Genomic DNA, 24,994 nt, shown 5'->3' on the forward strand with positions numbered 1-24,994 from the left:
CTAAGTAGTTTTCCATGTGAATTCGACAGACTGCTCTTCAGCAGTAAAACGGAGTTCGAGGCATTTATTGGGCTGACTCAATCCAAAACCTGGATGCCAAGTAGTGTCCGATAGCTGCGCCTGTAAATTTTTCAGATCAGCCTTTATTTCGAAGTTTTCACCAATAATTGTAAGACATTCAGAGTTTATAGCCGCCTTGAGTGAGGGGTGTAAATAGAATCTAGCCACTGCAGTTCCATACTCACCGTTAAACGCGTCAACGACCTTGAGGCTATTCTCTGAAAGCTCTAATTGCCGAAAGTGAATCGGCCCTCCTGAGACCTTTTTGAACCCATTGTGACTCGCGCTTAAGACAGCACGATCATCGATCACTCTATGTGAACGTGAAATAACGCGCGCCCTTTTAGCGACACGAAAGCCACTCCAAACCTGCGAAGAATCGAAACCGTCGACCTCAACCGTATTATGTGATTGGGTCCTTCGTTCAACAAGACGTTTTTCCCCTAAGCCATATTGTGAGGTGCCTGTATTAACAAAAACCCGCTGTGGGCCTAAGGATAATTCAAAGGATAGCGTATCAGCGTGGGCGTGCCCTGGGATGTAGTCAGGACCGACATTAGCAGCATCGAATATCAGCTTATTACCATTGCTCATTGCACACATGTAACCGCTTGGCATTGAGTCAATTGCCGAGGTTTGCATAGTATCGAGTTTGTGGACCCGAAATCCTAACGCCCTAGCGTAGGACTCTATTCTAGCTTTAGGCGGAGCAATGCCATCCACAGAGTCGTTGAAGAAACTCACCCCGCCGTCGTTGTGCGACATAAGTTGCATGAACTTCAACATCTTCGGGATGTAGGTCTCCAGCAACAATGTTAATTTACTCGTCTGCTCACTTGGATACGCCCTACATAGATTAAACATATCGAGCATATCCACTAGTATCAGTGAGTGATACATTGGTGTTAGCTCGAAATTCGCGCCATCGGGAAGCGTCTGCTCCGGAATTTCTTTAACGAGTCCAGTAACTGCCAAACCCAACCATCGCGAATTCTGAAATATAATCCCTGCGAAGAGAAGCGCTTTTAGATTAACAAAATAATGGTTTCCTAAAAGATGCTTCTCGAGATCAGTTGAAAGATAGCTAGCCTGAGCGTAGAGGCTCGAAAAATGCGAGCCGTCCAGAGGTAGGCCCGCTTGCCAAGCCTTTAGCATATTTGGAATTCTCAATGAGAGTGGGTATGGTTCCCAACCATTGCCCTCCCCTACCGGATTCCCATCCATCCAAAGGTTTATCAATCGTATGTGTAAAGCATATTTTTGATCCGCGCCGACCGCTAAAAGATCCTCAAAATAGTGCAAGTTATAAACCCACAATTTGCTATGATTTTCATTATTCCAGTCACTAGGAAAACGTAGTTTCTTGCTGCTATTTAAAAAAGTGGCTTCAAGATCGGTCGTAATCTTCTCGCTATAGAGCGCTGTGTGAACCCATAAACTGTTGCGCTTAGGCACCACTCCGCTGAATTCTTCACCAACCCGAGGCTTTGCGAACTTACGATATAGCCGAAAATAAAACTGGGGCCACTTAAGATACTTAAGTGTGTGGATAAGTAATAAGATCTTTTTCATAATTTAAAAAGGGGGCCTAGCCCCCTCTAATCCCAACTATTTCCGAAGAAGCTCAGCTATGTCGACTGAAACTCTCGCAATTTCAAAGATCTCGTCTTGTGGAATGGGAGGGTTACCCCCTTCCTTAACAACATCCATGAAGGCCTTGGCGCAATTCGACTGACCTTTGTCTTGAGACCAAAGATTCATTTTGTTAAACCCTTGCCAGCCGAAACCTTTAAGCTTTCGGAAGTTATCCAGTTGAAGCACGGCATTATCACAGAAAACTTCAATACGCTCTTTTGAAAATGACTTACCACCATTAGCAAAGTAATGAATTGACCCGACTGAACCATCTTCAAACTCAAGCGTGATTATTGCTTTATCTTCCGTAAGAGCCACGAAATCATTGTCACCCATACGGACCGCATTGAAAGACTTAATCTTCGAACCAGCTAAAAAGCGCATTAAATCGATGTAGTGGCACGCCTCACCTATAATCCTACCGCCACCAACTAACGGGTCCTGAGTCCAATGATCACTTGGAATATCGCCCGCATTCATCGTCATTATAAATGTCTTTGGAACAACCTTCTTCTTCAGTAAAGACTTCATCTTTTGGATCTGGGGAGCGAAGCGCCGGTTATAACCAACCATTACCATCTTCTCGCCACTGATCTGCGCCGATTCGATAGCATCAATCTCTGCGTGATTAAGAGCGAGAGGCTTTTCGACAAATACATGTTTGCCAGCATTAAGAGCTGAAATTGCCTGAGTTGCGTGTAAATTGTGCTGAGTAGCAATGACAACCGTATCTGTCTGGTCGTTCAATGCTTGAACCATATCAGTTGAAGCGTGGTTAAAACCGTTCTTTTTCCCGTGGTGTACAGCACTGATACCGCCACTCGTTACAATGCTGGTTAGCGTAGCCCCCGCGCTCTTAAATGCTGGAATCAATACACGTGACGCATAGTTCCCGCCGCCGATGAAAGCCACGTTACCCTTCGACGCTAATGCATGAGACGATTTATTCAATACGACTGTCGATTTAGTAAGTTGCTCAGTGTCTGATTGACCGTAATCTAGGAGAATTCCCAGAGATGAACGATCGTCAAGTTTCTCATAGGCAGCCTTAGCATCATCTATTGAAAAGCGATGGCTAACGAGGGGTTTGATATCAATGGCACCGGACGCCATCAGATCCAAAATTGCTTCAAAATTACGCTGCTCTGTCCAGCGAACAAAAGCCAATGGGTAATCTTTCCCCTTCTCCTCATAATCCTCGTCGTAACGACCTGGGCCATAGGAACAAGAGACCTGAAAGGTAAGCTCTTTCTCGTAAAAATCTGCGCGACTGAGTTCCAAGCCTACTACGCCAACCAAGACAATTCGTCCTCGCTTACGTGACATCGTTGCTGCTTGACTCATGATGTCATTGCTTTTGGAGCTAGCTGTAATCAACACAGCATCGACACCCCGACCACGAGAGAAAGCGTCCGCAGCCACTACTGCATCCTCACCTTTGGAGAGATCGACGACTTCGGCGCCGAATTGCTTTGCTAGCTCGCACTTTGCAGAATCAAAATCGATTCCGAGAACTCGGCAACCATTGGCTTTTAGAATCTGTACGGCTAATAGCCCAATTAACCCTAGTCCGGTAACAACTACAGCCTCGCCCAACGTCGGCTTAACCAACCTTATACCCTGCATCGCAATGGCACCTAGAACCGTAAACGCTGCTGATTCATCATCAACACCATCGGGAATTGCGGCAACTAAGTTTTTAGGTACACGCACAACTTCAGCGTGATTGCCGTTGGACACGACACGAGTTCCGGCTTCGAAGCCAGTGTCACTGCCATCCATCACGATACCGACGTTACAATAACCGAGGGGTAGTGGCTGATCTAACTTCGATTTGACTGCATCATAGGTGGCGGTAATTCCATCGGTTTTGGCTTTCTCAAGCACCATTTTTACTTTATCTGGTTGGGATCGAGCCTTTTCAATCCAGCCTGCTTTACCGAAGTCGACGAGCATTCGCTCAGTACCAACTGAGACTAGCGTACTCGTCGTATTTATTAGGACAGCACCGTTCTTTGCCTTTGGGCATGGGACATCTACAAGGGAAGTTTCACCGCTCGCAAGATTTTGAAGTACTTGTTTCACTTTTGGCCTTCTGAGAAAATCTTCTCTTTATCGTTTGAATTTGGATAGCTGATTAGCACGGCGCGGTATTTACCTTTGAATACGAACAAACTACCCGCGGCAACTCCGATAGGACCGAATTCAGCAATCGTCTGCCCTAGATCCGCGTGATCGGAGGCTCCTCCACACAGTGTAACCGGCACATTAACCGCTTCTTTTACTTTTTTAATCAAAGCCTTATCATAGCCTTGCATGGTTCCGTCGCGGTCGATGCTATTAATAACGATTTCGCCAACTCCGCGAACTTCCAAGTCTTTACAAAAGTCAACGAGATCGACGTTTGAAGCCTTCTTACCGTTGTGAGTAAAGACCTTGTAGCCACCCAACAACCTCTTTTTAACGTCGAGAACTGCAACAACGCTTTGATTCCCGACCTGTGCTGCGATGTCGTTGACAAGACTAGGGTTGCTGATAAGCGCAGAGCTTAAGGCTACCTTTTCGACGCCTAGAGATAATATGTTAAGCGCTTGTTGCAACGTTTTGACGCCTCCGCCGTAGCAAAGAGGCATCCGACATTCCGACGCTAAGTTTTCAATCATTTTATAATCAGGCTCTGATTCGTTAACTGATGCATCAATATCGAAAACGGTCAATTCATCTGCTTCTTTTTCATTGAAGATACGAACCGCGTTAATTGGGTCGCCAACGTACTTATCATCGCCAAACTTCGTGGTTTTAACTAATCCCTTATTTCGAACCAGCAAAACAGGGATAATGCGAGATCTTAGCATTCTACAACTCTGCGAAATTTTTAAGTAAAGCAACACCATTATGGTGGCTTTTTTCTGGGTGACACTGAATACCGTAAATATTCTCTTTTTTTATAACACAACCAATGGTTTTTGAGTATGTTGCGGTTGCAATCACTCCATCCGCATCATCCTTAAAATGATAACTATGAAGGAAGTAAAAACGCAGATCATCATCTAGACCTGAAAATAGCTTCTCGGCTTGATTCACTTTAAGATTATTCCAGCCCATATGTGGAAGCGGGTAGCCGTCTCGACTTTCAAACTTATTAACATTGGCATCTAGCCAGCCTAACCCTTCAGACGACCCTTCATCACTACTTGCAGCCATAATTTGCATTCCGACACAAATCCCCAAAACTGGAACTTTTTTCTTTAGAACCAATTCAGTTAGACTATCTTTGAGACCCGAATCATTCAATCTCTCCATGGCGTAATCAAAAGACCCTACGCCCGGAAGTATTAGATGAGTCGCGCCTTCCAGCTCATTCGGTGTGCTTGCGAAACAGAAAGAAATACCCAATCGGCGGTATATGTTACCGAAAGCTCTAATATTTCCTAAACCGTAATCAACAATCGCTATCAACGTTTACCACCTTTCTCTAAACCAAGCGCCCTCATGACCTTAGCGCCGACGTCGTAAATGTTCTGCATCGACTTGTAATCTTTGTAGGACTTGTTAGGCGCGTCGAGATATCCTTGAAGTTCTTTCGTGGTTATACCTAGCTTATTCGCGATATATTCAAACTCCTGGCGGACTTGATCATCGGTCATCGCTGGTTGATTTAATTGCTCAAGCGCTTCATCTCTGGTCATTTGACCAGTAAGTATGAGGCTCGAAAACTGCACTTTACGTGTGTCGTAACCGAATTTTTTCGGAAGCCAGTAACCTTCGTAAAAACGAGTAAAACGCGATTCAAAGTGTTTCTGAGGGTAACGCTGATAGCCAAAGCGCTCTTCAAGCAGGCGGGTTGCCGCCTCTTTGTCGTATTTCATAAAGTCCAATGGACGAGTGACCTTGATACCCTTTACATAGGGCAGATAAACTTTGTGCCAAAGAATGTTAGTTACTGGATATTTTTTTAGAGGCTTGGTGCCGAACTTCTTTTGTATATCCTTCAACTGACGCGAATCAGATTGATAGTACATCCACTCCAATGGATTTCTAATACACTCTGTCGAGTAGTTACCACCCGTAAGAATATTCTTAACGCCATGCTTGCTAGCAAACTTATACATCGTTGCAAAAAAAGCGTGATCCTGAGGTGTATCAATATGGGAAACTCCCGATTTAAAAAATGCAAGTTGCAAGTCCTTCATTTCTTCCCAATCGATCACTTCGGTATAGAGATCTAGCCCAAGCCCATCGACCAACCGCTCAATGTTATGCACAGCTTCTTGTGAATTCCAACCAGCGTCAACATGAAACACTAACGGGCGCAGCTTCATTTTCTCAACTGCCAAATAAAGCAGATACGAACTATCAATCCCTCCACTCATACCTATCAAACAGTCGAAGTCGCGGCTGCTACCATCCCTACGGATACGCTCCGCTAAATCTTCTAGAGCAAGATCGTCAATACCGTCAGGCGCCCACTTTGGTAAAATATCGCTAAAATAGGTGTCGCAGTGGTCACAACGCCCTTGATCATCGAATACAATAGCTCGATCAGTGGAGTCCATTACACAATGGCTACACAACGTAATTTTACTGCTACTTTTCATCCAAAAGCACCTCTTTTATATTTAAGTACGAAACATTCCAGCAAACTGGCAAGACTCCAACGTGCGAAAAAGAATCCGAAGAGCAATTTTCTATCTTCTTTAAACCGTTATTCACGACCTGAAATATATCGAGCCCATCGAGAGGATCAAAGTAGAACGTTTGATAATTCTGACAAACTTCTTTAGCAAAATCCCTATTACTAGTGAATATCGGTTTTCTCGCAGCAATAGCCTCAATATGGCTTGAAGAGAACGACTCCAATAGAGTAGGCATAATAACGTAATCAACCGCGTTGTAGAGCCGGTGTATATCAGCATAAGGAATAGAACCTAAAATTTCAAAAAAATCATCTAACTCAAGAAGCTTAATCTTGTTTATTAGCCGACGAGCAGCGCTCCCTTGGCTCTCATCAATTGTCAATACAAAGGTCCAATTAAGACTAGCCCGCTTTGCTAAGCAAGCAACATCGATTAGAATCTCAATGTTTTTATGGGTGTAATACTTTGTTAAATAAAGGAAGCACTTCCGATCGGCGCTCGACCCCAATGGAAATTTAACGTTGTCACGCATGAAATGATTAGGGATCGAATTGGGGATGATCAAAATACGCTCATCTTCGACAAACCCACTTAATCGATTTGCGATCGTTTTAGTCTGACATATCACTACGGCACAAGTTGTAATATACCTTAAGATTAGCGCGCGCTTGACGTTACGTGAAATTCGATCAACAAAGGGCATTCGAAGCCATATTTCCGTGTCGTTGTAAAGCGCATACGCCCAGTCGAAATAATAGACAACCCTACACCTGACACGTGGAATTAGGTCGCCGAAATTCAACAAAACCTCAGCACGGTATCGGTTTACATACCATTCGATAAAAAAACGATAGAATATAATATTCAGGAGCGGCATCAGAGCCAACTTAGATACCTTAATGAGATCAATATTCTCAGACTCGTAATCGGAAAAGAGACTTGGCCTGGAAACGAGTAGAACATATCGTGTATCGCGACAACTATCTCTCAAAGCCTGGCCAAGAAAGTTCCTAACAACCGTCAATCCACCCGCGGAGTTTGAGTTGATTGCGTTTACTAAAACCGTAGTCATCGAACATCCTCTATAGCACGTATCATTTGATTACACATAATCTCTACGGTACAGTTTTCCAAATAAAACTTATATGCATTAGCCCCTAGCTCTGAAGCTAAATCTCTATCTCGATTGAGCGCATCAATTTTTTTGATCAGGTCGTCGACGTCCTTTACGAAGTACCCGTTATACGAATTAATTATATTGAACTTTTCACTTCCTGATATAGAGTCACGATGAGTGATAAAAGGAACACCAAAAGCTAGACTCTGAAGCACACTCAACCCGGCTTGCCCGTAAGAAACAGAGCACAATGCTCTCGAATAAAAGATTTCTAATTCATCAGCATTAGTTATTTTGCCAACCATCGATACTTTGCTTTGTAGACCGAGCCGATGAACGTACCTCGAAACTGCTTCATAACAACTGCCGTCTCCGACTAAAATAAGCTTTAGTGAACTATTCGACTGAATAGCGTTAAACGCGTCGACTAAGTCTGGTAGCCGCTTTCTGCTATCAAAGCTTCCAACGAATAGGATTATGTCCTTATTAGACTTGCTTGTATCTTTTGATTGTAATACGGGAAAGGTATTATTCGCGAAAAAACACCTACTCTCATCCAAACCCATACCTATAAACTGACGCATGGTATGTGAACTATAAAAGACGATTCGATTGTCAAAACGTCTGGCTAAAGATAACTTCAATCCAAGTGCAGCGCGACCTTTTCCCTTATCAAGGCCCCATAAAACCATGTTTTTTCCAAATCTATGACGCATATAAGAAATCACCACTATTAACCGCAAATCGAAGGGTGCGATTACAAATTCAGGGCTAACACGATCAATTAACGTTCGAAGCGCCGGTACATAAGCGAATCGGTAGAAATATTTAAAGTCGGTCTTTAGAATTTCGAACCTAACATCTTTCTCGAGAATTTTGTCATCGATAGCTCCCACTAAAACAACAACTTTATATCTTTCCGTCAAGGCATTGAAGAACTCTACACGATAATGCATCAAAGACTCTTGAAATATAAGTAACGTTTTACGAGCCTGCATATATCTCACCTCGAATGAGACGTAAAAAAACATAACCAAGAAACGTAAAAATACCGGACACGATGATTTGAAATAAGAACAAATCGAAACCCCCACCTCGAATTAAAATCAAAAAACTGTACACAAAAAACAAAGAAAGCAGAGAATAAGAATAATTTGCTACACGAACTCTATCCGTTAGCTTTATGAAAAGCGTTTCAAAAAGCAAGAAGATATAAAAAGCGACTGCAAAACCTATAAACGAAAAATTCCAAAATATCTCTGCATAAAAATTTGGTGGCCAAGAGCCTCCCTTCGCCCTGAATGAGGGGTCATACATCAGCGTGTACAAATCCACAAAGCTTTGGGGCTTGCTTTCGAACAACTCCCTCGGAACTACCAAAAAGATAAACTTTACGATCGTTTCGCCATAAGCAATTAAGCTCGAATCGCCTAGAATGTATTCGACTGCTTGTATCGAATGAAAGAAAGTATAATTTACCTCAATATTGTTAAAAAAATACACAAGAAAAAGGTCAGACATTAAATAGTCTTTTACAAGTGGAATCGCGTCGCTTACGGAATTTACGTCATAGCCGCCATAACCCCTCGTGATTGACATAACAACAATTAAAAAAACAATAAAAAATACCAACGCTAGCGTTACTAAAATAATACGAATATTTATCTTATTGACGTTGAATAGTAACTCTAAGTAAACAATTGGAAACACAAGAAAAATGGCATCGCGCTTATCAGAAAACGAAAAGTACGAAAAGCCCAAAAGAATCAACATATAAATAACGTACCGCGAGCTGCCCAAACGAACACACGAATAATAGATCAGCGATATTGCGACGAGTGCTTTGGGAATCACCGCGATGCCGCCAGACCCTCCCACCACACTTAAATCGACGTCAAAAAAGGCGAAAGGGAGCGAGACTAGTAACGTAGTAAAAAACAAATATTTAGCGCGAGCAGCAACTTCCCGCCTCTCAACTGCGTTTATACTGTAATTTGACCTTAACAGACTCGAACTAGTCTTTGTATAAACTAAGAATACAATAAAATTGAATGCTAGCATTACAAATGTCGCTAGCTGATAATACTGCCAACTTTTATAATTATTGAGATTATCTAAACTGTACACCAAGCCTTTGCTATAAGCCCAGCTACCAAGAGAAAATGAAACCAACACATACAGCAGTGTTAGAACTGTCGGCCTCATGAAATCTATAAGCGCACCTTTAGTTCGCACATACGACAGCAACACCATTAGTTGCGATGCGTATAGAAGAAAACTATAGTCCCTTACACTCTCATCATCGAACAAGAATACAAATATACAAGGAAGTAAAAATATAAAACTATGCATGATTTCGCTTGGCGATCCTTGCGTTATAAACCATCAAAAACGCCAATACCATTTCAGATAATAGTGTTGACAATGCCGCACCCGATACCCCATAGCGAGCGATAAAAACGTAATTAAATAGAACATTCAACAAAAGACTTATTGTGACGTAAATCGGCATTAGCTTGACAAACCCTTGGTAATTACTCAAATGAAAACCGTAAAGGTATAACACGTGAAACAAGAAGCTTATAATCAATATTCTCGCCACCACATCGGAATTCCGATACTCAATCGGAAAGTGTTCGATTATGGGATCATAAATAACAGACAAGAAGAAAATTAAAATAACAAGACAGCATGCAGCAATTGAACATACTTTAAAAAGAATCCTCTGTGCAACACACAGTGTTTTAACACGGTAAAACACAGGTGTATAATATATAAAAATTACGCTCAGTGAAAAGAAAGCTAGCGAAGCAACATTGTATGAGAATCCGTATACAGCGAGATCGACCACACTCAACATATCCTTTACCATAATTCGATCGACAAAGCTGTACATAATATTAATTAAAGATTGCATTGCAAAAGGCACTAAAACTAAAACACTGTTTAACTTTGGCAGAGCTTCGACAAAACCTAGCGATAATGGGTCGGCTATATGATTTCGCAAGGACGTTACGACGACTGCGATAAAAAGTGCCGCTGGGTATGAGAGGCTTTGAGCTCCCAACACAACCACTAAGAACATACAAATTGCGAACTTCAATGACTGAAACAGTAACTTGGAGCGAAAATAGTCGCGATGTTGACCGTCTGCCCTAAACTTTATGTTCTTGAGCTCGTAAACCGCCAACATGACGCTTGAACAAAGTATTAGTAAAAAAGGCACTCCCTTACTCAGAGATGCAATCCCTGAGATGAAGGTAACAAGACCAACACTTGTAACGATAATAGCTATAAAGAAAATCACAGATATTGCTATGCCGTATTGAGTTAATTTTGCTCCGAGACTTTCGCTTGACTGATAAACTTTTATAAAGTAATTGGATTGCCCGAACAGAAGTAACGACACTAGCACCTGTTCAACTGCGACGTAAAATACGACGTACCCAAATTCTGTTGGCGTTAGAAGTAAAGGCAGTATAAGAATAAGCCCAAGACTAAGCCCTCTAGCCAAGAGTTCATTCACACCATATCTTACCAAGCCGAATATGCTTTTCATCCGATACTGTATCTATAAACCTAAAAAGCCTTTTCCATTAAGTCCGACTAGCACATAAGAGGCCTTTAGTATCTACAATAAAATCCGAATCAATATCAATATTCTCAAATTGCTGATGCCTTACCAATAGGACATGGATATCTGCCTGAGTAATAGCTTCATCCATATCAACTAAAGTAACTTGGTCTATACTTAGTTCGGATACATTTGGTTCAACGACTAGTATCTTCCCTAGGTGATTCTTTGCGAACGATACTACAATATCTATTGATGGGCTTTCCCTTAGATCATCTATATCTGGCTTGAATGCAAGGCCATAAAAGGCGACCGCCACATCGATTTGCGATTTTCTGGGATTAAGTTCGAGGTACTTACCAACTGTTTGCGATACCTTTTCTTCTACCCAAGAAGGCTTTTCGTCATTGATTGTTCGGGCGGTCTTTACCAAACGCGCTTCATCCGGGGTTTTGGAAACTATAAACCAAGGGTCCACAGCGATACAATGACCCCCAACACCTGGACCTGGCTCTAGTATATTGATTCGCGGATGCCTGTTAGCCAACGAGATTAACTCCCAAACATTAATACTTAATTTATCACAGATTATTGATAGCTCATTGGCGAATGCAATTTGAACATCACGACAGGCGTTCTCTGTAAGCTTCGCCATTTCTGCAGTGCGCGCATTCGTAGTTACGCACTCACCCTCTACAAACGTTTTATAGAGCTCAATCGCAGCAGTCGAGCACCAGGGCGTCATGCCTCCAATCACTCGATCGTTTTCGACAAGCTCTCGTACGACTTGCCCGGGTAAAACACGCTCCGGACAGTGTGCTACGCGTATATCAGAGTCTTCACCGTGTGTTTTTGGGAAACTAAGATCTGGGCGAGCCGCTGCGAGCCACTCGGCCATTTGCTCGGTCGCGCCAACCGGGGAGGTCGATTCTAATATTACTAAGTTGCCTTTTTTCAAGACTGGCGCAATAGCGTTCGCTGCCGACTCAATATAACTCAGGTCTGGCTCAGGAATTTCGCTGCCGTTATTCTTAAACGGCGTAGGTACTGCGATGAGGAAAGCATCGGCCGGTTCTGGCGTCGTCACCGCTCTAAGATAACCCTCATTGACTGCTGCGTGTACTATCATATCGAGCTCAGGCTCAACAATGTGAATCTCTCCTCGATTAATCGTGTCTACCGCATGTTGATTTACATCAACACCAATGACTTTTTTCTTACGCGAGGCAAACATTGCCGCTGTGGGTAGGCCGATATACCCAAGGCCGACTACTGAGATGGTTTCAAAAGACATATCTTTACTCTTTATTTTGCTAGCTGATCTAAAATACGCTCACACGCCTTACCGTCACCGTAAGGGTTATGAGCGAAGCTCATTTCGTTATAGGTTGCTTGATCTGTAAGCAGCCGATTTAAGTTTTGTGTGATGATTTCCACATCGGTACCCACCAACTTGACCGTACCCGCGCTTACCGCCTCGGGTCGCTCGGTCGTATCGCGCATTACCAACACCGGCTTACCTAAACTTGGAGCCTCCTCTTGGATACCTCCCGAATCGGTAAGGATGATGTGAGCGCGGGTCATTAGGTATACAAACGGTAAGTACTGCTGCGGCTCAATCAAGTGTATGTTCGCTGCACAACCAAGAATTCGATTGACTGGCTCTTGCACATTGGGATTTAGGTGCACCGGGTAAAGAACTTGCACATCTTCGTGCTGTTGAGCGACTTTAGCTAACGCCTCACAGATACGCTCGAAACCACCACCAAAGCTTTCGCGACGGTGGCCAGTGACTAAAATTAGCTTTTTACTATCTTCGAGCATCGGAAATTTAGCAGCCAAATGGGACGAAAGCGTTTCGTCGTTTGCTAGCTTCTCGGTAATCATCAACAGCGCATCGATAACGGTATTACCCGTCACATGAATATCGTCTTCACTGAAGTTTTCTTTTAGCAGATTTTGCTTAGATGTTTCCGTTGGGGCAAAGTGATACTTAGTTAGCGCACCCGTTAGCTTACGATTGCCTTCTTCTGGCCATGGCGAGTAAATATCGCCCGTGCGCAGCCCTGCCTCTATGTGCCCAACAGGAATTTGCTCGTAGTAGGCCGCCAAGCTCGCCGCAAACGTAGTAGCGGTGTCGCCATGCACCAACACTACATCTGGCTTGAACTCCTCAAGCACTGGCTTTAACTCAGTAACAATTCGAGCCGTTACTTGGTTTAGCGTTTGCCCTGCCTTCATTAGGTTTAAGTCGTAATCCGGAGCAATCTCGAATAACTCCAGAACCTGATCGAGCATTTCTCGGTGTTGTGCCGTTACGCAGCACTTTGCATCGAATCGATCGTCGTTTGCCAGCGCATGGACCAGAGGTGCCATCTTGATAGCTTCCGGACGAGTACCGAATACGGTTAATACTTTCTTCTTATTCATTTATGATTACTCTACCGTTACACTCTTCGCCAAATTTCTTGGCTGATCTACATCCGTACCCTTAATCAGCGCAACATAATAACTGAGCAACTGCAATGGAATGTTATACACCAGCGGCGACATCACATCGCTCACGTGAGGCACATCCATGAGGGTAATACCTTCGCCGTCAGTGAAGTCGGCGTTTTTATCTTTAAATACAAACAACTCACCGCCGCGCGCTCTCACTTCCTCAAGGTTACTCTTGAGCTTATCGAGGAGTTCGTCATTTGGCGCTACGGCTATTACCGGCATATCTTCGTCAATGAGTGCTAATGGGCCGTGTTTTAATTCACCCGCCGCATAAGCTTCGGCGTGGATGTAACTAATTTCTTTCAGCTTTAGCGCCCCTTCCATGGCGACAGGGTACTGAACTCCTCGCCCTAGGAACAGCGCATGCTGCTTATGAATGAACTCAGCGGAGAGATGCTCAATACCAGCGGCCATACTTAGTGCATCGCTCAAAATAGCAGGTAGCTTATGCAAGTCATTACACAGCTCAACCTCTTGCGCTTGGCTGTAACCGCGTGTCTTCGCCAACTGCAACGTCACTAGCAACAAACTCACTAGTTGCGCCGTGAAGGCCTTAGTGGATGCCACGCCCACCTCAGTGCCCGCACGGGTCATAAAGGCGGCATCGCTCTCACGCACCAAGCTTGAACCCGGAACATTACAAATGGTTAAGCTGCTTACAAAACCACGGTCAAGCGCCACCCGCAACCCTGCTAGCGTATCCGCAGTTTCACCACTTTGAGAGATGGTCAACAGCATGGCGTTCTTAGGCGGAGCAATCTTGCGGTAGCGGAACTCACTAGCAATCTCTACATTGCAGGGAATACCTGCCAACTCTTCAATCCAATAGCGCGCCACTAGGCCTGCATGGTAGCTGGTACCACAGGCAATAATAGTGATATTTTCGATAGTTTTAAACAGCTCAACGGTTTTTGCATCAAACGCTTCTGGCAATAAGCCATTAGCACCAATACGCCCTTCCAAGATGCGCTGCACCACGGAAGGCTGCTCGTAAATTTCCTTGAGCATAAAGTGGCGATACTCGCCCTTACTCACCGCGGCATTAAATTCGGTATCGCGAGCCTGATCACGCAGTACGTGCTCACCACGGTCATTATAAATATCTATCTTGGTGGTGGTTACCTTGGCAACATCACCCTCCTCAAGGTAGGTAAACTGACTGGTGTGCTCGGCTAATGCCAGCGGGTCAGAGGCCACATAATTTTCGCCTTCGCCATGACCAATCACTAACGGCGAGCCACTACGGGCCACCACCAACTGATCAGGGTGCTTTTGATCAATAATCACCATGCCGTAGGCACCATGAAGAATACGCGAGGCACGTTGCACTGCTCTTAGCAGGCTAATATTTTCAGCAGCTAGCAAGCTATGGACTAAATGAGCAATCACTTCGGTATCCGTATCCGAGGTGAACACATAGCCATTGCCTTTAAGCTCATCTCGAAGTGTTGCGTAGTTCTCAATGATACCATTGTGTACCACGGCAATATTACTACTCACGTGTGGGTGAGCATTTGCCTCAGTTGGCTGGCCGTGAGTGGCCCAACGGGTATGCGCAATGCCTACAACACCCTGCACCGGCGTAGCTTCAATCACATTAGCAAGGTTCTGCACCTTACCCACAGCCCGGCGACGCTCGAGCTTGCCGCCATTAAGCAAGGCAACGCCGGCACTGTCATAACCTCTATATTCAAGCTTACGCAATCCATCAACAAGTGACGCTGTCACATCATGATTGGCAATAGCGCCAACAATTCCACACATTGGAGTATCCTAGTATTTTATTTTATCGCCTACACCCCCCGCGAATTAGTTAGCTATCGTTCTCATACTAATCCAAGAGGGAGAGATTGAAACACAAAGCAAGAGGTACAGCTAGATTCATCCGTTCAATGTAAATGCGCTACCGAGCTAAGCCTAAACTCACCCCAGAAACTTGCTATCCTTAGCAGTAACTCGAAGCACGTAATCCTACGTAGTTCACACTTTTTTTCAAGCGTTAATGTGAGTTTTTACGTCATCAAACTAAAATAAGTTATTAGTTTGGTACGCGCCAGCGCGTTGACGTACGCCCACCCGCTACACCAGCCAACCTAGGACCGTAACTCAATTTCTGTCCGCCATCACGCGTAAGCGGCATCCAGCCAAAGCTAGCTCGGCTCACCGTATGCTCCGTAGAGATTAAATCGAAGGGTATTGAGATGCCAAAGCCCTTGGTAAAGGACCCTTCCCCGTACTCCTCGGCACTCAAATTGGTCTTGGTGGCAAATGCCATAACGGAGACACCCGAGCGGAACACTTTACTAACGTTTACCGTAGCACCGTAATCCCCCGCCAGGTAACGCCCTGCGCTCATCACTAGGCTCACGTCATTAATCCAGGATAACTGCGGCTTGTAGTAAACTGACACATGCCCGGTGGCAATGCCGTCCTGCACCTCATAACAGGTGCCGCCCGTACACTGGTCAGGACCGTCGTATATTCCAAAGGCCGTACTCGGATCTCGCTGCGCCACGTATGCCAGCTCCATTCCCACTGCCCAGTTACTATCAACTAATTTATAAAAGTATTCACCCGCCACGCCGGCGAACATTCGCTCTAGGTAGCCGCCGTGAAGTCCATAGAAGTGGTTTTCACCAAAGCGATTAAGATAACTCAACTGTAAACGCTCGGCGGCCACCGCGTTATTTTCCAGGTACTCGCGCACTAAGGTACGAACGCGCGGAATGCTAGTGCCGTCACTTGGGATGGTGTAATTGAATTTATCGAAGTTATCTACAATATTTACGTATGCGGTACCTGAGAGCTGCAAGTGATCACTCAACCAGTAGCCAGCCTTGAAATCCAATCCTAGATTATAGAGATAAAACCCCTCAGCACTGCCAAAGCTCTGTCCCAGCACGGGTTCAACGGAGTAACTCAACGCGGGCCGATTTTCATACATGGGTTCATGGGTGCCATAGCTAGGCGCCAGGCGAGTTTCAATACCCTCATAACGCAGCTGGGGAGAAGCGGCCATGGCCACAGCAGCCAAGTCTTCAGACTGCACACTGGTGGACACCGAAGGCACTCGCTGACGCACATCAATAACCGTTAGCCGTTCTGCAGATTGAGCTTGGTTAGCCATCAGCGTAAAGGCACGTTCATTGGCCTGATTACTATCACGGTACTTAAACTGCTGAGCCTCCACCACAAACTCATTATCAACCGTGTATACCCGTGAGACCTCATAACCCGCGCCAGTGCGCATTTGATAGGCAAAGCGCTCCAAACTCTCTGACTCCGTATCACCCGGTGACTTTAACACCGGCGGTGGAGAATCATTCCAACCACGACTTAGATCACTAAAATCCGCAATGAAATTAAAGCCAAGTGTAATGGTATTACCGCGCTGATAGCTAAGACTGAGCTGCCCCCAATCATCGAAGGCATACACCGCCCCCATGTTAAAACGGGAATCAACTGGCATCTCAGATTCACCCCTGCGTACAGGTAAATCGTTTGTGTAATCGTTGCCGTCGTACTCAAGCTTCAAACTCAGTGGCTGGTAAGGCGTTTGATACTGCACCCCACCAAAAAGCGCCACACAGCCAGTAAACCAGCGCTGGTAATCAATCTGTCCACCCTTACCACTGTAGGAAGCATCTCGCCCACAACTAATGGACGAAGATTGATCACCGTGCAAGTCTGCGGACTGCCCCAGATAACCAAAACCTAGCCCTAAGCTAAAATCAAATTGGTTGTAACGCTTTGATGCCACAATGTATTCGCCACCAAAGAGCCCGGTTCCGCCAATATCCCGCAACCCTACCGCCAATTCCGGCAGCCACTGTGACTCCCGCAGTAACCTAGCCTTAAGATCAATACCCTTATCTGTATACTTGGTGTCACCGCTAAACCCTGGATAAGGACTGTAAAGGACATCATTCACTAAGGTATAGCGAATGGTGGACTCAAGCCACGGAAACAACTGCACCGAGGCGTTAAAAAATTGATAATCGGCATTTGCGTGATAACCTAGGTTGAGCACACCCTCAGTATTATTACGGGCGGTAGGCGTTTGGAAAATCCCCACCCCACCAAAGTTACTGTAACTATTTTGCGAGGCTGGATAACTGTAGTTGTCCGCAATAGTTAGCGGCACCCCAAGCACTAACGGAGCCAGCAATACACTCGTTATAAGCTTCATTGCAGTAATGCCCCTATATTTGTCAACTCTTCAATCAGCAAGGGCTCAATATCACCATCCCAGCCGCTACCCAGATAAACAATTGTAGCGCTCTCGGGAATAGGCACATCTGAGTCATTCCAACTCTCATAACCTATCTTTCTAACGCCTGTCGAAGTGCTCAATAACGCCCAACCGGATCCGCAGGGGGGCGCCAATTGATCTAAATGCGCGGACATCAATCGCTTCGAAGCCTCTAGCACAGCGGTGGTCCCGCTGCCATTTAAAACTGCCGGTGCTTGCGCGAAGGCAGCCAGGTGGAGCGTGTAGCGACCTGGTAATAAGGGGTTATCTTTCAGCTTAAGCCTTGCGCTATCATAACCAACACGCAATGCGAACTTAGAAAGCAAAGGCGCTTCAGACAACCGCTCCTTGAGCAAGCTGGCCGTATTGCACTCCTCACTTTCTTGCACTTCACTAAGCAAACGCAACAAATGCTCTCGCTGCTCAACTCTTTGCGGGCTAGGTGCTTGAAAAAGCCCGGAGCTATCCCAATCAATTAAACCATTTTGAGCTGAACTACTGGCGTGCTGGGCACGAACATAATCTAGAGCCTGTGATAGGCGAACGGTTTGCTGAAAGCCAATAGACTTCTCCATAGGCAGCGAGGCATCTTTGAGATCTATCACTGTAGGATGAACCTGGGCTTGAACTAAACGCGGCGCCAGAGTAACTAATAAAGACATTGCAATAACGAAAGCTCCAACACTCTTAATAGCAAGCATTACATTGCTCCCGGTACGGCTTTGCCGACTCAATAGTTATTAGTAGCTCACCTGGAAGTACATACTGCTGAGACTTCACTATCTGCCCAGTGTCTAAGCTCACCCAGTATAAATTATCAAAAGTCAGCGCTAGCGAGGGAATGGTTATTGACTCTCTAATCTGTTTAGTTGCCACCTCACCTAGTGACAATCTCAATACCGAACCCCCGAGCACCTCAAAGCGATGAGTAGTAGTGTAGCTTTCATAAACGTTCGCACCCTCAACCCAGCTTCGCTGCCCCACAAAGGTTGCCTCTGTTTGCACATTAAGCAGGCCCAACTCAAAGGGATCGACTTCTTTAAAGCTAGTAGCCACTAAACGGGCGCCCAGCATGCGGGATGTCGAAAGCAACCTGCCCTGCGAAGTTTTTATTCGAACATCATCCGCCGTGCGCCACAGCATGGCTTCACTGGCACCGAGATAACTAGCCGCCCCTTCATCGCGAAACGCCAACACGACAAAAGCTCGTGGGCCTTCGTTGATAGCAAGCAGTATACTTGGGTAGGGGGTAGAGCGAACCTGTTCACTGTAATCACCTTCATCTAAAAAGAGCGCACGATTTAAGTCTGAACTCATCTTTTGATAGCGCTGCGTGCAGCCTACAATGAGTAGCAAGGCCAGTATTGAAACTAGGTATTTAGGTGTTTTATTCAAGTAGACCGCCAATTTAAAGCAAAGTAGCAAGTGCCTCGCAAACTAGAGACATATTATGGTGGCGCCAGATTACCGAAGAACAAGCGCACTATTATATTTGAGCTAGTTTAGCTAACTAACAGACATAAAAAAAGCCGCTAACGCGGCTTTTCTACGATCACTAAAACTAATTAGGTGTTCGTAGTGGTAGTAGTAGTAACAGGCGGCTCTGTTGGCTCTTCAGGAGAAGTAGAGTCATCACCCGCAATAGATACGGCTGTACCCACTGCAACGGCTGCTACACCAATTGAAACACCTAATGCTACGCCAGAGCTTGCGCCCATTGCACCAGCACCAGCCTGTGGAGCTACTGGCTCAACGGCTACGGTTTCTACGTTATTTGCTAAAGCACCGGTTGATGCCAAAGCAGCGATTAATACTAAGCTTGCTTTTTTCATAACTACATCTACTCCTTTAGAGTACTAATTGAACGATCCAACGGCGGACCGTTAGAACTTATGTGCAGATTATCACATTTCGAAACAAAGTCAAAAACTGAGTTCAGTAATATTAGACGCCGTATTTACGACGGAAACGCTTAACGAAACGTACTAAACGCCATGATCTCGTCATCACTCGCAAGTACCAAACCCCTAAGGCCATAAACACTAGCAGAGAAAGCTGGGGAGCCAACTGCTTTATGAGCAAACCAGCAACTGCGTAAAGTACGGCCACCGCTAGTATCAGATAAAGCGCTTCACGAGCACTAAAACCCATGCGCATAACAATATGATGAAGATGGGTCCTATCTGGATGAAAGGGATGCTGCCCCTTGAGCACTCTACGCAACATAATGGTAAAGGTATCAAATAACGGCAGGGCGACACACCACAGCGCATCAACCGCACTAAAGCTAAGTGCATTGGAAGATTCCTGAGCCACCGCCAGAAGCAGCACAATAGTACAAAACCCCAGCATCATACTACCTGCGTCACCTAAGAAAATCTTAACCGATGATAACAAGCCCAGATTCTTTAGCAGAAACACCCCAACCGAAGCCAGCACTAGCGAAGTAAAATCAATAAACGCACTACTACCTAACGCAAACTGAAACATTAACAAGGCGCCTAACGCTACGGCAACAACACCACCACCTAGACCATCAATCCCATCCATCATATTGAATGAGTTGATCATACCCACCACAGCAACCGCGGTAATTGGCACACCAAGTACGCCCAACTCAACGTTACCAACAATAGGTAAAATTCCGGTATTCTCAATATTCAACCCACCGAAGCCTATCACGAGGACCGCCACCAAAAATTCAGCTAACAGGCGCTTGACCGGACTAATCCCCCGGAGGTCATCAATTACTCCAACTCCTAACATCAGTCCCGCGCCAATCATCAAGGCAATAATTAGTTCGCTAGGTGGATAAGTGATAACGTAGCCAAAGAGCATGCCAACGTAAATAATCACACCACCAATGAGAGGCGTGGGAACGGCATGCTTCTTTCGCCCACCAGGTATATCCAGCAAACCTACCCGAAACGCCACTGGGCGAAACAAATAATTCGCCGCATAAACCGATGCAACCACTACCAGCAGCTCAACAGGAGAAATCACGAACCACCCCCGCTTAGCCCTTGCAACTCTACAAACGTATCCATACTGACTCTCATTTAACTTTCGTTACTTTCATAATTATAATGATAGTAAGCATAGTTATAGCGTGTGCGGGCTGTTTCTTCCACTCCATTTAACACAAAAGCATTAAGCTTAACGCCGGATTGCTCAAAACGTTGCATGGCGATTTCAACTTCCTTGAGCGTAGTAAGGTTGAAACGACCTATCAAAAGGTTAACACCTGAATACTTCCCTACAATCGTTGGATCCGTTACGGCCAGCACCGGCGGCGTATCCACAATCACAATATCATAAGAATTAGATAGGTGGACCATCAACGCGCCCATGCGCTCATGCATTAGTAGCTCACTGGGGTTAGGCGGCACCTCACCACGGGGAACAAAACTGAAGCCTTCAGCGCCTACATCCTCACAGACTAGCTCATCAATCTCAGTTAGCCCTTGAAGATAGCCAGAAAGCCCCGGAGACTTGTCAACTCTCAGTTCCTTCTCCATATGCCCTTTGCGCATGTCAGCATCTACAACTACAACCCTATGGCCACTCAAGGCCAAACTCATACCCAAGTTTGCGGAGACAAAAGACTTACCCGCCGCTGGCGAAGGGCCGGTAATCATAACCACGTTGTTAGGTGCATCCATCAACGAAAAATGCAAACTCGTGCGGAGGGAGCGGATAGCTTCAACTGACAAATCAGCTGGATTTTCCAGACTGAGCAACTTTATATCTTTAGCTTTATCTAAGGTTAACGCTTTCTGAGCAGGAGAATTCGGAATATTACCGTAAACCGGCAAGCCTAGCGCTTCTACGCCATCGGTAGACTCAAGCCCCTTATTCATAAAACTACGAACCAGTACAATTGCTACACCCAACATCCCACCAAGCAGGGTGGCCAGCACAGCAATTAAGGGCTTCTTCGGTTTTACCGGCTTTAGTGCACTTTTCGCATTATCCAGAATTCGCACAAAACCAACCGTTCCCGCACGGACTACATTAAGCTCCTGAGTACGATTCAATAATAGCGTGTAAACCTCTTGATTTACCTGTAGCTCACGGCTTCTACGCAACACTTCGCGCTGAGTTTCCGGCAACTCACGAATACGAGCATCCAATTCCACGCGCTGCTTTTCCAAAGTCTTACGATTTTCTAGTAGCGCTTTATAGGCGGGATGTGACGTTGTAAAACGCTGAGAAATTTCCGCTTCACGGAAGGACAAATCATTGAGCTGGGACTCTAAATCCACAATCACTTCCAGCAACGCTTCTGCTTCGCGATTTAAATCCACACTCTCGCGACTTTGACGATAGGCATTCAGATCTTCCTCTGAGCTTTCCAAGCGGCTGCGAACATCAGGTAACTGTTGCTCTAGAAAGTTAATACTCTTCTCTGCTTGCTGTGATTCGCGCGCCACGTTCTGCGCTTCGTAGTTACGAGCAACATGGTCCAAAATACTTTCGATTTTAGCCGAATCTTCACCTTCAATGGCGAGAGACAAGATACCACTCTGCTTGCCACGCTCACTCACGGAGAGACGCTTTTGCAGATCCGTCACCACCTCTAACCAGTACTCTTTCTTTACCAGAAACTCGTCGCCCGGCGATCCCACAATATCGCCAACCTGAAGGGCAACACCAGATTCATTCACAAGCTCGCCAATAGCAGCCTCGAATAGCAGTTCATCATCCAACCCGTACAAGCGATAGCGATCAGCCTCCAGCAATTCTAGGCGCAGAGCTTTACCAAGAAGATCATCACTCACACCTAGCGTGTCAATCCGAATACTGCGGGGCTCACCAAATAGCCGATTTAAGCCTCTCCCCACAACCGGGAAGTATGACGGCGCGGCGACATTGGTCAAACCTAGTTCGTCCACGGTACGCCCAATCACCATGCGACTCTTTAGGATTTCGATCTCGGTGACCGCAGACCCCTCCGCCGAAAACATATCACCTAAGCCTTCGGTTAGACTGGAAAGACCCGAGGACTTCTCCTCTACCTGCAATAGGGCGTCGGCACGATAGATGGGCGTAGATAACAGCGCAATCATCACACCTACAACGGCAAAGAACGCCGTAACAGCAACAATCCAATACTTACCGTCAAGTAAGGTTCCGAATAACACCCCGAGGTCTATCTCGTCATTTTGACTGGATGCTCTGTTGCTTTGATTTGAAACTGTATCTGTCATTCTACTCTCGATTTATATACAACATTGACGAATCGCCAAATGAAAAATTTTATACTCTCGCCGCTAAAGGCGGCCGACTAACGGCGCAATAGTAACTTACTGGCACAACCAGCTGATTATGCCAACTTAGCAACCCAACCTTCACAGGCCTTCTCTAGTAGTTGGTAGGCATGTTCAAATGCCTCCATCTGCTGACGATGAGGATCAGGAATTTCGTCAACACCAATCCACTTACCAATCAACATGGTCTTGCCGCTCGCCTGAGGAAATCGTTCCGCCACATCTTTAACATGCTGCGGCTCCATCACCAAAATAAGATCATTCTCAGCACATATTTCAGGGGTTAACCTACGCGCCTTATGACTATCAATTGGAATCCCCGCAGAAGAGCAAAGCTGCACTGAGCTTGGATCCGCCGGCATATCATTTTTTGCAACAATTCCAGCAGAGCTAACAACCTTGCCGGGCAACCCTGCCGCCAGCATCGCCTCGCCAATGGGCGAACGACAAATATTGCCGGCGCAGACTACTAATATTGACTTAAACATCAGTTAATAAAGTCGTCACGAGTACGACCGATATAATAAATGGTTTGAGCGGTTGGCAGTAAATTCACAATCAGACGATTCCATACGGCAACCGGCTCCGTGGCAACATACACCACATCTCGACTTTGAAGCTTGAACTCACTTGCTAGAATTAAGGAGGCTGCATTCTCCATATCCAACTGATAGATCTGAGCAATCTTATCCCCGCCATCACTGGCACGCATCACAAATACGCCCGACGCGTCCGCCGTTAGCTCATCCAAACCGCCGGCATTAGCAAGTGCTTCCGTTAACGACATATCACTACGATTAATATCTACCACGGTAGTTTCAGCCACCGAACCCATCACGAAAACCTTCGCGCCGTCGTTTCGTGCTATGTGAATAATGTCGCCATCCTGAAGCAAATAGTCCTGACTTAAATCACCGGCTTTCATTAAACGCTGAAGACTGACTGGGTATTCCTCTCCCTGACGAGTAAGCACTACATCATTCCAGTCTGCAAACTCCGCCAAACCACCACTTTGATTCACCGCCTCAAGCAATGTGAGCGGTACGTTAGTCACCGGCAAACGACCGGGAACATTCACCTCACCGGTAACATGAACCTTCTGCGAGCGGAAGGAAGAGATACTGACATCTACTTGCGGACTTTCGATGTATTCCGACAGGCGCTCAGCGATCAAATCGCGCACCTCGGAAACGGTTTTACCTGCCACATAAACTTGACCAATGTAGGGGTAAAAAATAGTGCCATCTGCGTGAACCCAGTTGCCCGAGCTTTCAGCTGAACGGTACGAGCCAGCGGGAATAGTTAACTCAGGATGATCCCAAACCGTTACATTGAGCACATCCGCCACACCAATGCGATAGTCATAGCTGGCAATCAGCGCGTTCATTTCGGTGTTTACCGTAGCGGCTGGCAGAGCCTGCTGCGCCTTAAGCTGCTGAACAAGCGCAGGGGTGATAGCTAAGATTTCCACCTGTGAGTTTAGGTTTGCCTCACCGGTGTCGACCGTTTCGATATCTGAAGTCTTGAGATTTGAGCCGGGAATTGAACACGCCGATAACAGCGCTGCACAAACTAACGCGAGCGGCAGCTTTACAATTGAGACTGATTGCATTGAATTCTCTACTTATAGCTATATTTTTTTAGCGCGTTACTGCGCCATTTATTTAGGTGATTGTAATAGATATTGGCCTTAGCTTGAACTGTTTATTTGTAGGAATATGACCACTGAGGAGTTATTAGAGCCATTTGGGCGGATCAGAGCAGAAAACATACCGCCACGTGAGGTAGCTCACGTTGAGGAATTACAGGCAATAAAAAAGGCCCAACCTAACGGTTGAGCCTTCTTTATTGTATTAAGTGCCTGGCGGTGACCTACTCTCACATGGGGAAACCCCACACTACCATCGGCGATGAAACGTTTCACTTCTGAGTTCGGGATGGGATCAG

General features: G+C 45.7%; 20 protein-coding genes and 1 rRNA gene. All 21 read right to left on the reverse strand.

Annotation, left to right across the window (positions count from 1 at the left end; all coding sequences use genetic code 11):
• Complete coding sequence (locus DFR27_RS09785; protein WP_170150835.1) at nucleotides 1-1,215, reverse strand: alginate lyase family protein; 1,215 nt, start codon at nucleotides 1,213-1,215, stop codon at nucleotides 1-3.
• A 453-nt stretch (nucleotides 1,216-1,668) separates the two neighbouring features.
• Entirely contained in the window at nucleotides 1,669-3,780 is a 2,112-nt protein-coding gene (locus DFR27_RS09790; protein ID WP_121877284.1) for a bi-domain-containing oxidoreductase, read from the reverse strand.
• Nucleotides 3,777-4,589 carry an AglZ/HisF2 family acetamidino modification protein gene (locus tag DFR27_RS09795; protein ID WP_211327613.1) on the reverse strand — a complete coding sequence of 271 codons (813 nt, stop codon included), beginning with the start codon at nucleotides 4,587-4,589 and terminating at the stop codon, nucleotides 3,777-3,779. The genes DFR27_RS09790 and DFR27_RS09795 overlap by 4 nt, the downstream gene beginning before the upstream one ends.
• Nucleotides 4,552-5,154 (reverse strand): imidazole glycerol phosphate synthase subunit HisH, encoded by a 603-nt coding sequence (gene hisH, locus DFR27_RS09800; RefSeq protein ID WP_121877286.1) that lies wholly within the window; start codon nucleotides 5,152-5,154, stop codon nucleotides 4,552-4,554. Before hisH ends, DFR27_RS09795 begins: the two co-directional genes overlap by 38 nt.
• Nucleotides 5,151-6,293, reverse strand: coding sequence for an N-acetyl sugar amidotransferase (locus DFR27_RS09805; RefSeq protein ID WP_121877287.1), 1,143 nt, complete (start codon nucleotides 6,291-6,293; stop codon nucleotides 5,151-5,153). The genes hisH and DFR27_RS09805 overlap by 4 nt, the downstream gene beginning before the upstream one ends.
• The gene (locus DFR27_RS09810; RefSeq protein ID WP_121877288.1) at nucleotides 6,283-7,404 is read right to left on the reverse strand and encodes a glycosyltransferase family 4 protein; all 1,122 of its coding nucleotides are present in this window, start codon (nucleotides 7,402-7,404) and stop codon (nucleotides 6,283-6,285) included. The genes DFR27_RS09805 and DFR27_RS09810 overlap by 11 nt, the downstream gene beginning before the upstream one ends.
• The gene (locus tag DFR27_RS09815; RefSeq protein ID WP_170150836.1) at nucleotides 7,401-8,447 is read right to left on the reverse strand and encodes a glycosyltransferase family 4 protein; all 1,047 of its coding nucleotides are present in this window, start codon (nucleotides 8,445-8,447) and stop codon (nucleotides 7,401-7,403) included. The genes DFR27_RS09810 and DFR27_RS09815 overlap by 4 nt, the downstream gene beginning before the upstream one ends.
• On the reverse strand, nucleotides 8,434-9,654 hold the full coding sequence (locus DFR27_RS09820; protein ID WP_147434533.1) for a hypothetical protein: 1,221 nt from the start codon (nucleotides 9,652-9,654) through the stop codon (nucleotides 8,434-8,436). The genes DFR27_RS09815 and DFR27_RS09820 overlap by 14 nt, the downstream gene beginning before the upstream one ends.
• 139 nt (nucleotides 9,655-9,793) lie before the next feature.
• Entirely contained in the window at nucleotides 9,794-10,975 is a 1,182-nt protein-coding gene (locus DFR27_RS09825) for an MATE family efflux transporter (RefSeq protein WP_170150837.1), read from the reverse strand.
• 70 nt (nucleotides 10,976-11,045) lie between these two features.
• Nucleotides 11,046-12,317: a UDP-N-acetyl-D-mannosamine dehydrogenase gene (wecC, locus tag DFR27_RS09830; RefSeq protein WP_121877292.1), complete on the reverse strand. Its 1,272-nt coding sequence runs from the start codon at nucleotides 12,315-12,317 to the stop codon at nucleotides 11,046-11,048.
• 11 nt (nucleotides 12,318-12,328) lie between these two features.
• Nucleotides 12,329-13,453, reverse strand: a complete 1,125-nt coding sequence (gene wecB, locus DFR27_RS09835; RefSeq protein ID WP_121877293.1) for a non-hydrolyzing UDP-N-acetylglucosamine 2-epimerase — start codon at nucleotides 13,451-13,453, stop codon at nucleotides 12,329-12,331.
• A gap of 6 nt (nucleotides 13,454-13,459) precedes the next feature.
• Complete coding sequence (gene glmS, locus DFR27_RS09840; protein WP_121877294.1) at nucleotides 13,460-15,289, reverse strand: glutamine--fructose-6-phosphate transaminase (isomerizing); 1,830 nt, start codon at nucleotides 15,287-15,289, stop codon at nucleotides 13,460-13,462.
• Between the two features lie 274 nt (nucleotides 15,290-15,563).
• A complete protein-coding gene (locus DFR27_RS09845) occupies nucleotides 15,564-17,714 on the reverse strand; it encodes a YjbH domain-containing protein (protein ID WP_121877295.1) in 2,151 nt (716 codons plus the stop codon).
• Nucleotides 17,711-18,439: a capsule biosynthesis GfcC family protein gene (locus DFR27_RS09850; RefSeq protein WP_211327614.1), complete on the reverse strand. Its 729-nt coding sequence runs from the start codon at nucleotides 18,437-18,439 to the stop codon at nucleotides 17,711-17,713. Before DFR27_RS09850 ends, DFR27_RS09845 begins: the two co-directional genes overlap by 4 nt.
• 25 nt (nucleotides 18,440-18,464) lie before the next feature.
• On the reverse strand, nucleotides 18,465-19,172 hold the full coding sequence (locus DFR27_RS09855; protein WP_121877297.1) for a YjbF family lipoprotein: 708 nt from the start codon (nucleotides 19,170-19,172) through the stop codon (nucleotides 18,465-18,467).
• 170 nt (nucleotides 19,173-19,342) lie between these two features.
• Entirely contained in the window at nucleotides 19,343-19,609 is a 267-nt protein-coding gene (locus tag DFR27_RS09860; RefSeq protein WP_121877298.1) for a hypothetical protein, read from the reverse strand.
• Between the two features lie 112 nt (nucleotides 19,610-19,721).
• Nucleotides 19,722-20,780: an undecaprenyl-phosphate alpha-N-acetylglucosaminyl 1-phosphate transferase gene (locus DFR27_RS09865; RefSeq protein WP_121877299.1), complete on the reverse strand. Its 1,059-nt coding sequence runs from the start codon at nucleotides 20,778-20,780 to the stop codon at nucleotides 19,722-19,724.
• A gap of 56 nt (nucleotides 20,781-20,836) precedes the next feature.
• Nucleotides 20,837-22,987 (reverse strand): polysaccharide biosynthesis tyrosine autokinase, encoded by a 2,151-nt coding sequence (locus DFR27_RS09870; protein ID WP_121877300.1) that lies wholly within the window; start codon nucleotides 22,985-22,987, stop codon nucleotides 20,837-20,839.
• A gap of 116 nt (nucleotides 22,988-23,103) precedes the next feature.
• Nucleotides 23,104-23,535 (reverse strand): low molecular weight protein-tyrosine-phosphatase, encoded by a 432-nt coding sequence (locus DFR27_RS09875; RefSeq protein WP_121877301.1) that lies wholly within the window; start codon nucleotides 23,533-23,535, stop codon nucleotides 23,104-23,106.
• Nucleotides 23,535-24,659, reverse strand: coding sequence for a polysaccharide export protein (locus tag DFR27_RS09880; protein WP_121877302.1), 1,125 nt, complete (start codon nucleotides 24,657-24,659; stop codon nucleotides 23,535-23,537). The genes DFR27_RS09875 and DFR27_RS09880 overlap by 1 nt, the downstream gene beginning before the upstream one ends.
• A 247-nt stretch (nucleotides 24,660-24,906) precedes the next feature.
• A 5S ribosomal RNA gene (rrf, locus tag DFR27_RS09885) occupies nucleotides 24,907-24,994 on the reverse strand; the annotation flags it as partial.

The sequence above is a fragment of the Umboniibacter marinipuniceus genome, assembly GCF_003688415.1.
Lineage (GTDB): Bacteria > Pseudomonadota > Gammaproteobacteria > Pseudomonadales > DSM-25080 > Umboniibacter > Umboniibacter marinipuniceus.